Origin of the sequence: Pseudomonas sp. 5C2 (genome assembly GCF_034314155.1) — a bacterium.
Taxonomy (GTDB): Bacteria; Pseudomonadota; Gammaproteobacteria; order Pseudomonadales; family Pseudomonadaceae; genus Aquipseudomonas.
The window spans coordinates 2,589,589-2,602,008 of sequence record NZ_JAVIWH010000002.1 but is presented as its reverse complement, the minus strand read 5'-3'; the positions used below and the strand labels follow the sequence as shown (position 1 = coordinate 2,602,008).

Sequence of the window (12,420 nt, the reverse complement as noted above, 5' to 3'; positions counted from 1 at the left end):
TTTACCTTCTCGGTTGCCGAGGAATATTCAAACAAGGGATGGGCTATGGTTCAGGTTCGCAAACTGGTTTTAGCAATCGCTGCCGCTTCGGCGTTGTCGTCCGGTATGGCGCATGCGTTGGTGCTCGGGGACCTGACATTGAAGTCGACCCTGAACCAGCCTCTGGTTGCCGAGATCGAGTTGCTTGATGCGCGAGACCTGAATGCCGGGCAGGTAGTGCCGAGCTTGGCGCCATCCGCTGATTTCGCCCAGGCTGGCGTTGCTCGGCAGGCATTTCTCGATGATCTGACGTTTACCCCGGTGCTGAATGCCGGCGGTAAAAGCGTTCTGCGGATTACGTCGAGCAAGCCGGTTCGTGACCCCTACATGAAATTCCTCGTGCAAGTGCTCTGGCCTAACGGCCGGTTGCTGCGCGAATACAGCCTGTTACTCGATCCGCCGAAGGCTACGCCGGAAGCGGCCGTTGCTGCGCAACTTCCGGCCACTGCGCCCGCCGAGCCTCAAGCACCGGCCGCAACGCCGCCTGCACCGGTAGAGGCGCCTGCGCCGACCCCGGTCGCGGAGGCTAAACCTGCTCGATACACCACCAGTAAACGCGATACGTTGTGGGAAATCGCCGCCCGCGTGCGCAATGGTGGGTCGGTTCAGCAGACCATGCTGGCCATTCAGGCGCTGAACCCGGATGCGTTTATTGGCGGTAACATCAATCGGCTGAAAACCGGTCAAGTGTTGCGTCTTCCCGATCAGCAGCAAATCACCACGCTCCCTCAGCCGCAGGCCGTCGCTCAGGTGGCGGAGCAAAATGTGGCCTGGCGTCAGCGTCGCAGTTTGCCCGCAGCCGCGCGTCAGGTTGATGCGACCCGTCGCGCTCGTGCCGACGCCGCACCTTCCAAGGTCGACGCGCAGGATAACTTGAGCCTGGTCTCGGGCAGCTCCAAGGCGGGCGGCAAAGGTGCCTCGGGTGATAGCAAGGCGCTCAGCAACAAGCTGGCGGTAGCCAAGGAAAACCTCGACACGACGCGTCGTGATAATGCGGAACTGAAAAGCCGCATGACTGATTTGCAAAGCCAGTTGGACAAGTTGCAGCGCTTGATCCAGTTGAAAAATGATCAGTTGGCGAAGATGCAGGCTGATGGGGCGACCGCACCTGGCGCCACTAATACCGTGCCACCGCTACCTGCTGAACTGGTCGCGGCTGATATGGTTGCGAAGGTCCCGGGCGAGATTGCGCCCGAAGATGCTCTGCCACCGGGTGCTGCGCAAGCCAGCGCAGCGCCGGATGCCGCGCCGATCGCTCCTGCGCCTGCCGCGCCCGCAGCAGAAGAAAATGCAGATAATGCATTGAATCAATTGCTTGCCAGCCCGCTGATGTTGGGGTTGTTGGGTGGCGGCGCGCTGTTGATTGCGCTGCTCTTGCTGCTGCTCCTGGCGCGACGTCGCAATGCTCGGCAAGCGTCTGACAAACATAAACGTATGGCTCGGGCGCTGGCCGAAGAAACCCAGTTTGCGGCTGACATGGATTTGCCTGAAGACAGTTTCGACGGTGTCGATGTTCCGCCGCCAAGCGTCATGCTGGCGCCAGTGCCAGTACCTGCCGTTGAGCCGGTGCGTGAACGATCGGCTGATGTTCTTGGTCAGGCAGAGGTTCATCTTGCCAACGGTCGTCTCAATCAGGCTGCCGAACTTCTGGAAGAGGCCATCAAGGAAGAGCCGCAACGCAGCGACCTGCGCCTGAAACTGATGGAAGTCTATGCAGAGCAAGGTAATCGCAGTGGCTTTACTGGCCAGGAACGCAAGTTGGTGGCCACCGGCAAAAATCACGCTGAAGTCGAACAACTGAAAAGCCGCTATCCGACGATGCTGGTGGCAGCAGTTGCTGGCTTGAGCGCTGCGGCCCTGGCAGCCGAACTAGACGCCAACTACGTCAAGGACCTGATGCTTGACGAGCCTGAAGCGCCTGCTCCGGCAGCAACTCCGGCTCCAGTTCTAACACCAACACCAACACCTGCTCCGGTTCCAGCTCCGGCGCCTGTCGCGGAGTCCGATGATCTCGATGATTTTGACCAGGATTTCGACCTGAGTCTGGATGATCTGGAAGAAGCCTCGCCTGCGATCATCAAAAACCCGGTCGAGTCGACGCTCGATGATGTGCCTGTTTTGGGCGACGATCTGAACCTTGATGCGCCTTTGGTGAACGACGCGTTGCTTGATGATGACCTGGATTTTGACGCGGTGTTGCAACAACAGACGGACGCCAGGAAAGCCCCGTCCGATGATTTGGCAGATTTCGACCTGGATCTCCCGGAAGAGCAGCCATCGTTGAGTGCCGAGGATGACTTCCTGCTCAGCCTCAAAGATGACCTGCGAGATCTTCCCGCTTTTGATGACGCTCCGACCCTGGATCAACCCGTCGTCGATAAGTCGTCTGCGGACGATCTGGAATTGCCGGCTGATTTCGACCTGTCGTTGGCCGATGAAATTGACGCTGAAGCAGCGCCCGATGCTTTCGATTCGGAACTCAACGACGTCAATGCCGAGCTGGATCGTTTGTCCCAGAGCCTTGAGCACCCACCGATCGCCAAGCCGTTCGAAGCCCCGGGCGTTACCGCAGAGGACGCAGCTCTCTCGGACGACGAGCCTGAGTTTGACTTCCTGGCGGGTACGGATGAGGCTGCGACCAAGCTTGATCTGGCCAGGGCTTACATCGAGATGGGCGACAACGATGGCGCCCGCGATATTCTCGACGAAGTGGTCGGCGAAGGTGATGAAACCCAGAAAACCGAAGCACAGGAGATGCTGGCGCGCTTGCTCTGAGTCGATGCTCCTGGTTTTACCGTATGACGACCGCCTTGGCGGTCGTTTGCGTTTATGGCGTTTGGCAGGTTCGTCATGGACGGTGTGGGGCATCCTCCCTGAGGCGTGCCCCCGGTGACTCAGGGTTTAAGTTGAGCTGGCCTTTTTACTCAGCCTTCCGATCAGACAGGTTGCAGAAATGGACGGAGGGGGTACGAAGAGGAAGTTTAATTTGTAGCGTTCAATGAGCGTGAGGGCGAGCAGTGGTACGGTTATGCCAACCAGAGTTCCTACCGCCAAATGAACGGACGCAGCCTGTACTCCGGCGACCTTCACTAGGATTATCCGTGCACCGCTGCCGGCCAGAACATGCATTAGATAGATCGCCATGGAGGACGTCCCTAAAAACATGAACCATTCCAGGCGAACTTTATCCAGGCACATGGACAACGACACAACAAACAGAATCGAGACCGCCGCGAGCATTAATGCCGTAACGCCGACGACGTCGTAGGTCAGTCCCAGTACGAAGTGAAAAATGTATTGCCCCGCCAGAAAAGCAATACCAAGGCCCATCGCCAATGCCTTGCAGCGCCGCTCGAAAAAATCCTTTATATCGTTGAATACAATGCCGAAGACAAAGAAAACGGTATTTCCGGCTATGTAATATACGATGACCCCTGCGTGCAGTTCTTTGCTGACCACAAACAGGACAGCGAAAAACAAGAGCAACAGTGCCGAATAAGCCTTGCTGACCAGCGAATAAATAAGCGCACTTAAAACAAAGATCCAGAAAAGAGCATACAAGAACCAAAACTGCGCCCTTGGATTCCAGGCAAAAGAAAGCACATCGAAATAAGAGGTGCTGTGGGTGGTGTAATTCGACAGTGCAAACTCAATACTGCCTTGCAACAAAGACCAGATAATGAATGGATAGGCGATGGTATCAATTTTGTTGACGATCAGTCCGCCCGCGCCACGCTTCGTGAGCGACTCGTAAAAGAACAGGCCTGACAGGAAGAAAAACAGCGGCATGTGGAAGCTGTAAATAATGCTGTCTACCATTCGAAATGTATAGGCATCGATAGGCAGCCCGGCACTGTAAACGCCTCTGGCGACGTGACCATATACAACTAAAATGATACCTATCGCTTTTGCGTAATCAACCCAATAGCTTCTGTCCCTCATCGTAAAAACGCCTGTGTAGTGTGGATGTTTACTGCTGGCGATCGGCAAACGCAAGCTTAGTCGGGTATCAGGTTTGTGCCAGTTCCCAGGCGCAGATAACCACGCCGCGGTCTCGTTGCCTTTCGTCCGCCAAACCGGGTCTTGTTTGGGCGTGGAAGGGCTCTGGAGATTGCGGCGTGTCCTGCGCATGGCACTGCAGGGTAAAGGGGAGAAACAGCAGAAAAACTACAGTGCTGCACTCAATCCAAGCAAACGTTCTACCCCGACAGGCTCCTCAGCCATCAGCGGGATTACGGCATAGCGGTGAGCATGCTCGTGGATTACATGATCAATTTCCTTGAGCTCATTTGTCGCCCGCTTACGAAGCAGTGGGGATTGGGTCTTGGCTGCCGCGATGCTGTTGTTGATCACCCAGGCCCAAGGCTCAATACCCGCCCGTCGCAGGTCGGCTTGCAGATTGGCAGCCTCTAGCACGGGGGTTGTTTCAGCCAGCGTGACAAGTAAGACCTTGGTTTTCTTGGGGTCTTGAAGCTGCATCATCGGCGTCGTGAAGTGGGTGTTGCTGCCTGCCATCTGCCGGGCGATATCGCGATGATAGGCACCGGTGGCATCAAGCAACAAAAGGGTGTGACCGGTTGGGGCAGTATCCATGATCACGAACTTCTTGCCAGCCTCCCGAATAATGCGCGAGAAGCTCTGGAAGACCGCGATCTCTTCGGTGCAGGGAGAGCGAAGGTCTTCCGCCAAAAGCGCTTTTCCCTGCTCATCCAGATGCGCGCCTTTAGAGGCCATCACTTGATCGCGATACCGCTGGGTTTCAACGTGAGGATCAATGCGACTGAGGGTGAGGTTTGCCATTGAACCGTCCAGGGTTTCTGCTAGATGAGCCGCCGGGTCGGACGTGGTGAGGTGAACGGGCAATCCTCTGTGTGCCAACTCGACGGCCACCGCCGCCGCCAGTGTTGTTTTACCGACGCCGCCTTTACCCATGACCATCACCAGTCCATGGCCATCAGCCGCAATGTCATCCACCAGGTCGCTCAAGCTGGGCGCATGAATCTCGGTAGTTGGAGAGTCAAGCGTTTCAGCCGCGCCGTCGTCTTCGCGTAACAACTGTTTCAGTGCATCAATCCCAACCAGGTTGAAAGCTTTCAGGGGGAGTTGATCAGCGGGCAACGCCTTGAGCGCGTCCGGCATCTGCGCAAGGGCTTCTTGTTCCCGTGCATATACTGCGGCAGCCAAAGGATCTTTATCAGCTTCAGTCCTGGGCAAAATCCCGTTGACCACCAGGTATTGCTGGCGCAGGCCGATACTCGCAAGTTCCTCGTGGGTGTGTGCAGCTTCGCGTAGCGTGGCGTTCTGGGCACGAGCGACCAGGATGAGTCGAGTCAGTGCCGGATCGGACAAGGCTTCAACCGCCTTGTGATATTGATCACGCTGTTTGTCGAGCCCCGCCAATGGCCCTAGACAAGAGGCATCGCCTTGACCTGCTTCAAGGAATCCACTCCAGGCGCCAGGCAGTTGGAGTAGGCGAATGGTGTGCCCGGTAGGCGCTGTATCAAAGATGATGTGATCATAGTCATGGAGCAACGTGGCGCTCACCAATAGCGCTGTGAATTCATCGAAGGCGGCGATTTCTGTTGTGCATGCCCCGGACAACTGTTCTTCCATGCCCTTCACGACATTGGCGTCCAGCACACCGCGTGCAGGCCCGATAATGCGATCTCTGTAGGCTTGGGCTGCCGCCTGCGGGTCGATTTCGAGCGCAGATAAATGAGCAACTGCGGGTACAGGGGTTATGCGGTTGCCAATGCTGATGCCAAATACCTGGCCAACGTTGGATGCAGGATCGGTACTCACCAGAAGTACGCGTTTCCCTCGTGCCGTCAGTTCCAGGGCCGCGGCGCAGGCAATCGACGTTTTACCTACACCCCCCTTGCCAGTAAAAAACAGAAAGCGTGGTGCGTTCTCGAGAAACTGCATGAGCGACTCCGTCAAGGTTCAAGTGGCCATGTGTGTCGCTCAGAACGTACGACACATGAAGGCGGTTGGCGATTTTATCGGGCTTGAACATGATCGCCTACAACGTGTGGTCTTCGCCATTGCGTGCAATACCGTGTACCCGACGTGCTAATCTTTTTAGCCTCTTTCATCCTCCCAGGTCGTGAATAATGAGTAAGTGGCTCGCATTGATGGTTCTGCTGTGCTCGTCTCCGGTTTATGCCGAAGAGGCTGTGCAACGCGACTTGCCGCTTAGCTATCTGGAACAGACCCAGCCAGGTTCGAACAATCAACCTCTGGTCATTTTCCTCCACGGTCATGGTGGTAGCGAGAATGACTTGTTCGGGCTGAGAGAATCGTTACCTGCCCGCTACACTTACCTGTCTGTTCGCGCGCCGATGACCCTGGCCGATGGCGTCTTCCAATGGTTCGACAAGACTAATCGCACCGGTGAATATGACGGCAACACCGCGCAGGTGAAAAACAGTGAGCGGCTGATCGCCGAGTTTGTCGTTGCGGCGATTCAGAAATACCGGACTTCGGCGAAGAAGGTGTATCTGGTAGGTTTTAGCCAGGGCGCAATGGTGAGTTACTACGTTGCGCTGCACCATCCGCAGGCTATCGGCGGAATTGCGGCGCTGAGCGGAACGATGCTGCCCTCTCTGCGCGCTGAAGTGGAACCGGGCAAGCCTCTGGGAATGCCGGCCACGTTCATCGGTCATGGCACTTCCGATGGGACATTGCCCTTCGCTTTGGCTATCGAGGCGGATCGACTCTTGAAGGGTGGTTCGGTCACGGTGCAGTTTCATGCCTATCCCGGCTTGGGGCATTCGATCAATGAAGCTGAGGTGGCCGACCTCAAGCATTGGCTGGAACAGATGGATCGCGGCGCTTGAGCACCTTAATGTTACTTTTTTGCAAAAAATAGGGTGGCGAAAAAAGAGCAACCAGATAGCGCGTGAAGAGGTTGTTGGGTTGCTGGCTGGCAAACCGCTGTTTCTTCGATGGCCACGGAGCGCTCTATAAAGGAAGGCTGGCCTGCGTGGTACTCAGCTTTCAGGTGCGTATAATGGCCGCCACTGCGAAAACGATATTGGCGTAACAAATTGAAAAATATGACCACTGCGGCAGCCGAGATGGCTGCCGCCGGCTTTTCCAGAATCGCATTAGGCGTCGAGTATAAAGGTTCGCGTTATTGCGGATGGCAGCGCCAGGCTTCCGGCGTACTGACCGTTCAGGAAACCCTTGAGAACGCATTGTCCAAAGTTGCTGCGTCCCCCGTCTCATTGTTGTGCGCCGGGCGTACCGATGCGGGTGTTCACGCCTGTGGGCAAGTGGTGCACTTCGATACTCAGGCCGAAAGGTCGCTGAAAGCCTGGGTCATGGGCGCCAATATCAATTTGCCTCACGATGTCAGCGTGACCTGGGCCCAAGTCATGCCGGCGCATTTTCATGCGCGGTTCAAGGCGATTGCCCGTCGTTACCGCTACGTCATCTACAACGATCCGATTCGGCCGGCGCACTTGGGCCAGGAAATCACCTGGAACCACCGCCCGCTGGATGCAGAGCGCATGGCGCTGGCTGCTCAGTACCTGGTCGGCACCCATGATTTCAGTGCGTTTCGTGCCGGGCAATGTCAGGCGAAGTCACCGATCAAGCAGCTGCATCACCTGCGGGTGACGCGTCACGGTCAAATGATCGTCATCGACGTTCGCGCCAACGCCTTTTTGCACCACATGGTGCGTAATATCGCCGGCGTGTTGATGACCATTGGCACCGGTGAGCGGCCAATCGAATGGGCCGGGGAAGTACTGGAGAGCCGGGTCCGTCGGACCGGTGGCGTGACCGCGCACCCGTTCGGGCTTTACCTGGTGAAAGTGGAATACCACGATGAGTTTGCCCTGCCGGAACGTTACGTCGGCCCGCACTTCTTGACCGGCTTCTCTGAACTTGGCGGCTGACGCCCGGAAAAGCATTTGCTAACATCCGGGACTTTCCCGAACAAGGCTTGAGGTTTTCACTGCATGTCAGGCGTTCGCAGCAAGATCTGCGGGATTACCCGTATAGAAGACGCGTTGGCCGCGGTTGATGCCGGGGCCGATGCCATCGGCTTTGTGTTCTACGCCAAAAGCCCTCGTGCCGTCAGCGTCGAGCAGGTGCGTGCAATTATTGCTGCCTTGCCACCGTTTATTACCACCGTCGGCTTGTTCGTCAATATCAGCCGTTGCGAGCTCACCGAGATACTGGAAATCGTACCTCTGGATCTCTTGCAGTTTCATGGCGACGAAACGCCCGAAGACTGTGACGGCTATCATCGACCTTACATCAAGGCGTTGCGCGTGCAGGCGGGTGACGACATCGCCGCCAGTTGCCGGGCCTATTCCAGGGCCAGCGGTATCCTGCTCGATACTTATGTTGCCGACGTGCCGGGCGGCACAGGCGAAGCGTTTGACTGGTCGTTGATCCCGCACACGCTGAGCAAACCGATTATTCTGGCGGGCGGTTTGACGCCAGACAACGTCGCGCAAGCCATCGCTCAGGTCCGACCTTATGCGGTGGATGTCAGCGGCGGAGTTGAAATGAGCAAGGGCATCAAGGATCACGACAAGATCCGTGCGTTCATGCACGCGGTGCGGGGTTCTTGATCCGCCCGTTGACAGGTTGTTTGCCTGATGTGACGGTTAGTGTTTAGCCACCGTCCATAAGCCTGGCGTAGCGATAAGCGCGCGGGTCGACATTGAATAAGCGACGACGCTGATGCGCGTCGTCACAATGGCGAGTGACGAGGTTCGGTTCAGGCAGGTCCGGCGGTATGCCGATCCCTGAAGTGCTTGTCGCCGCTGTACACATGAATTAGCTCAAGGGCATACGCGGGACTGTGAATCGCTAGCGCGATCGAGTCACCGGTACTGGAGAAAGAAAGCATGAGCAACTGGTTGGTAGACAAACTGATCCCTTCGATCATGCGTTCCGAGGTGAAAAAAAGCTCGGTACCAGAAGGGCTTTGGCATAAGTGCCCGTCTTGTGAAGCGGTGCTTTATCGTCCGGAACTCGAAAAGACCCTGGACGTCTGCCCCAAGTGCAATCACCACATGCGCATTGGCGCGCGTGCTCGTCTGAACATCTTTCTCGATGTGGAAGGGCGTGCAGAGCTGGGCGCCGACCTTGAGCCAGTGGATCGACTGAAGTTTCGCGACAGCAAGAAGTACAAGGACCGCCTGGTCGCTGCGCAGAAGCAGACCGGCGAGAAAGATGCACTGATCTCCATGAGCGGCACGCTGCTCGGGATGCCCGTCGTGGCCTGCGCGTTTGAATTCTCGTTCATGGGCGGCTCGATGGGTGCCATTGTCGGCGAGCGGTTTGTCCGCGCGGCCAACTACGCACTGGCAAATCGCTGCCCAATGGTCTGCTTCGCTGCTTCCGGCGGTGCGCGGATGCAGGAAGCGCTGATTTCCCTGATGCAAATGGCCAAGACGTCGGCGGTATTGGCGCGTTTGCGCGAGGAAGGCTTGCCGTTTATCTCGGTCCTGACCGACCCGGTCTACGGTGGTGTTTCCGCCAGTCTGGCGATGCTGGGCGACGTGATCATTGCCGAGCCTAAAGCGCTGATCGGCTTCGCCGGTCCTCGTGTGATCGAACAGACTGTGCGTGAAAAACTGCCAGAAGGTTTCCAGCGCAGTGAGTTCCTGCTGGAACATGGCGCTATCGATTTGATCGTTCCGCGTCAAGAACTGCGTCCGCGTCTGGGTAATCTGCTGGCCCAAATGATGAACTTGCCGACACCTAAATTCATCGCCGCACCTTTGGAACCGATCATCGTTCCGCCGGCACCGGCCACTGTATGACCCTGCGTACCTTGGGCGACTGGCTCGCTTACCTTGAGCAACTGCATCCATCGGCCATCGATATGGGGCTGGAGCGTTCGCAACAAGTGGCGGGCAAGCTGGGATTGACCCGGCCGGCACCCAGGGTGATCACAGTTACAGGGACCAACGGCAAGGGGTCTACCTGCGCGTTCATTGCTTCATTGATGCAGGCGCAGGGGCTCAAGGTGGGTGTTTACAGCTCGCCGCACTTGTTGCGTTACAACGAACGGGTGCAGGTCCAGGGTGTTGAAGCCACCGATAGCCAGCTGTGCGAGGCCTTCGCGGCGGTAGAAGCCGCTCGCGGTAACATCTCCCTGACCTACTTCGAAATGGGCACGCTCGCGGCGTTTTGGCTGTTCGAGCGTGCGGCGCTGGATGCGGTGGTCCTTGAAATAGGCCTCGGTGGACGTCTGGATGCGGTGAACCTGATCGATGCCGATTTGGCCGTGATCACCAGTATTGGCGTTGATCACGCTGACTGGTTGGGTGATACCCGAGAGTCGGTCGCCTTCGAAAAGGCCGGGATCTTGCGTCAGGGGCGTCCAGCCCTGTGCGGCGACCTCGACCCTCCCGCGCCATTGCTCGAACGCGTCAAGGCGCTCGGTTGCCCGTTCCTGTTGCGCGGTCGTGATTTCGATCTGGCGGTGACCGACAGTGACTGGCATTGGCAGGGACATGATGCGCGCGGCCAATTGGTTGAATTGCACCACTTGCCGCTGCTTGACCTGCCGATGGAAAATGCTGCATTGGCGTTGCAGGCTTATCTGCTGCTGGATCTTCCCTGGGTGCAGGAACACATTAGTGCAGCCTTGAGCAGCACGCGGTTGACCGGTCGTCTGGATCGGCGCCAGATCAACTGGCATGGCAAGCCACTGAAGCTTTTGCTGGATGTCGGCCATAATCCTCATGCGGCACACTATCTGGCGCAGCGGCTGGCAAGTCGGCCGCTGGCTGGTAAACGCCTGGCAGTTTTCGGATTGCTGGCGGACAAGGATCTCAAGGGCGTACTGGCCGAGCTGGCTGGCAGCGTTCAGGAGTGGGCTGTTGCACCTTTACCGACGCCCCGTAGCTGTTCGGCTGGCGAGTTGCAGGCCGCGCTACAGAACCTTGGCGCAAGCGTGACGTCTTATCAGAGTGTCGCACTGGCGCTGGAAGGGCAGTGCGATCAAGCGACTGCCGAAGATGAAATTCTGTTGTTCGGATCATTTTATTGCGTCGCCGAGGCCCTGGAATGGCTGGCCCGGCGCGCCAAGGAGGACATTGCAAATGGCTTTGCTGGATAACGTGTTCAAGCAGCGGATGGTCGGTGCACTGGTATTGGTTGCATTGGCGGTGATTTTTTTGCCGATGTTGTTTTCGCGCCAGGATGAAACGCGTCGCGTGTCGGTCGATGTGCCCGCCACGCCGCAAACACCGGCGACGCCTCAAGTGCAGGTCGAGCCCGTAGCGGTTCCAGAGCCTCAGTCGTTGCCGCAGGAGCCTGTGCCGACGGACGAAGACCTTGCTCAGCCCAAGGCCTCTTCAGTGCCTGTGCCAATAACCACTGTGACCCCGTCGGTCGCGACCACGCAGCCAGTCCCGGCAGTCAAGCCGGCAGCGGCTCAGGCGCCCGCCAAACCCGCTGCGGACCCCAGTCGTGTGGATGCCAATGGCCTGTCGGTCAGTTGGTCGGTGCAACTGGCCAGTCTGTCCAATCGCGCCAGTGCCGACACGTTGCAGAAAAGCCTGCGTGCTCAGGGTTATAATGCTTATATTCGGTCCTCGGACGGCTTGAACCGAGTGTTTGTCGGGCCGCTGATTGAGCGTGCCGAGGCTGATCGTTTGCGTGATCAGTTGAGCAAACAGCAGAAACTCAACGGTTTGGTGGTGCGCTTTCAGCCTGAGCGAAATTGAGTCCGTCATCTAATCGGTAATAGCTGCTTACGGGCGGGCTGGTGCTCTGCTAAAATACGCCGCCTTATCCGTCCGTAGGCTTCAACGTGCCATTTACCCCGGTTGATTGGGCGATCATTGCGATCATTGCCATCTCCGCCTTGATCAGTTTGAAACGCGGCTTCGTCAAGGAAGCATTGTCGTTACTCACCTGGATCATTGCCGGTGTTGTTGCCTGGATGTTCGGCGGCTCGCTTTCGCAGTACCTTGTCAGTTACATCGAGACACCTTCAGCTCGCGTGATTGCCGGCTGCACCATCCTGTTTGTCGCCACCTTGCTGGTAGGCGCCATGGTCAACTTTCTTATCAGCGAACTGATTCGCGTCACCGGGCTTTCCGGGACCGATCGTTTTCTGGGTATGGTCTTCGGCGCTGCGCGCGGAGGCTTGCTAGTGGTTGTCGCGGTCGGGCTGTTGAGCCTGGGCCCCGTACAGCAAGATCAATGGTGGCAGCAGTCTAAACTGATGCCACAATTTCTATTGGTCGCTGACTGGTCGAAAAACCTGATTCTCGGGTTGTCCAGCAAGTGGCTAGCCAGCGGTATCAGCGTACCCGCTGATCTCCCGTTCAAGGAACACCTCCTGCCGTCAACAATGCCGCAAGAAGTGTTCGGTAAATCCAGTTCCACTAAGTAGGGGTT

11 protein-coding genes are annotated in these 12,420 nt (G+C 57.2%); 9 read left to right on the top strand and 2 right to left on the bottom strand.

Annotated features, from left to right (window positions below; genetic code table 11):
- Nucleotides 1-45: 45 nt before the first annotated feature.
- Nucleotides 46-2,814, top strand: coding sequence for a FimV/HubP family polar landmark protein (locus tag RGU44_RS12670; RefSeq protein ID WP_322217388.1), 2,769 nt, complete (start codon nt 46-48; stop codon nt 2,812-2,814).
- A 126-nt stretch (nt 2,815-2,940) separates the two neighbouring features.
- On the opposite strand, the gene RGU44_RS12665 is transcribed toward RGU44_RS12670, so the two are convergent.
- Nucleotides 2,941-3,981, bottom strand: coding sequence for an acyltransferase (locus tag RGU44_RS12665; RefSeq protein WP_322182790.1), 1,041 nt, complete (start codon nt 3,979-3,981; stop codon nt 2,941-2,943).
- A gap of 225 nt (nt 3,982-4,206) precedes the next feature.
- Complete coding sequence (gene arsA / locus RGU44_RS12660; protein ID WP_322180797.1) at nt 4,207-5,964, bottom strand: arsenical pump-driving ATPase; 1,758 nt, start codon at nt 5,962-5,964, stop codon at nt 4,207-4,209.
- On the opposite strand from arsA, the gene RGU44_RS12655 reads away from it, so the two are divergent.
- The 8 genes from RGU44_RS12655 to RGU44_RS12620 all read left to right on the top strand — a co-directional run bounded on the left by RGU44_RS12655 (nt 5,963) and on the right by RGU44_RS12620 (nt 12,415).
- Nucleotides 5,963-6,115 carry a hypothetical protein gene (locus RGU44_RS12655; protein ID WP_322180795.1) on the top strand — a complete coding sequence of 51 codons (153 nt, stop codon included), beginning with the start codon at nt 5,963-5,965 and terminating at the stop codon, nt 6,113-6,115. The two genes, arsA and RGU44_RS12655, sit on opposite strands and share 2 nt — an antisense overlap.
- 37 nt (nt 6,116-6,152) lie before the next feature.
- Nucleotides 6,153-6,878, top strand: coding sequence for an alpha/beta hydrolase (locus RGU44_RS12650; protein ID WP_322180793.1), 726 nt, complete (start codon nt 6,153-6,155; stop codon nt 6,876-6,878).
- A gap of 240 nt (nt 6,879-7,118) precedes the next feature.
- Nucleotides 7,119-7,943: a tRNA pseudouridine(38-40) synthase TruA gene (gene truA, locus RGU44_RS12645; RefSeq protein WP_322182787.1), complete on the top strand. Its 825-nt coding sequence runs from the start codon at nt 7,119-7,121 to the stop codon at nt 7,941-7,943.
- 63 nt (nt 7,944-8,006) lie between these two features.
- Complete coding sequence (locus RGU44_RS12640) at nt 8,007-8,627, top strand: phosphoribosylanthranilate isomerase (RefSeq protein ID WP_322180791.1); 621 nt, start codon at nt 8,007-8,009, stop codon at nt 8,625-8,627.
- A gap of 279 nt (nt 8,628-8,906) precedes the next feature.
- The gene (accD, locus tag RGU44_RS12635; RefSeq protein ID WP_322180789.1) at nt 8,907-9,827 is read left to right on the top strand and encodes an acetyl-CoA carboxylase, carboxyltransferase subunit beta; all 921 of its coding nucleotides are present in this window, start codon (nt 8,907-8,909) and stop codon (nt 9,825-9,827) included.
- Complete coding sequence (gene folC, locus RGU44_RS12630; protein ID WP_322180787.1) at nt 9,824-11,131, top strand: bifunctional tetrahydrofolate synthase/dihydrofolate synthase; 1,308 nt, start codon at nt 9,824-9,826, stop codon at nt 11,129-11,131. Before accD ends, folC begins: the two co-directional genes overlap by 4 nt.
- Nucleotides 11,115-11,741, top strand: a complete 627-nt coding sequence (locus tag RGU44_RS12625) for an SPOR domain-containing protein (RefSeq protein ID WP_322180785.1) — start codon at nt 11,115-11,117, stop codon at nt 11,739-11,741. The genes folC and RGU44_RS12625 overlap by 17 nt, the downstream gene beginning before the upstream one ends.
- An 86-nt stretch (nt 11,742-11,827) precedes the next feature.
- Nucleotides 11,828-12,415 carry a CvpA family protein gene (locus tag RGU44_RS12620; protein WP_219061602.1) on the top strand — a complete coding sequence of 196 codons (588 nt, stop codon included), beginning with the start codon at nt 11,828-11,830 and terminating at the stop codon, nt 12,413-12,415.
- Nucleotides 12,416-12,420: the final 5 nt, after the last annotated feature.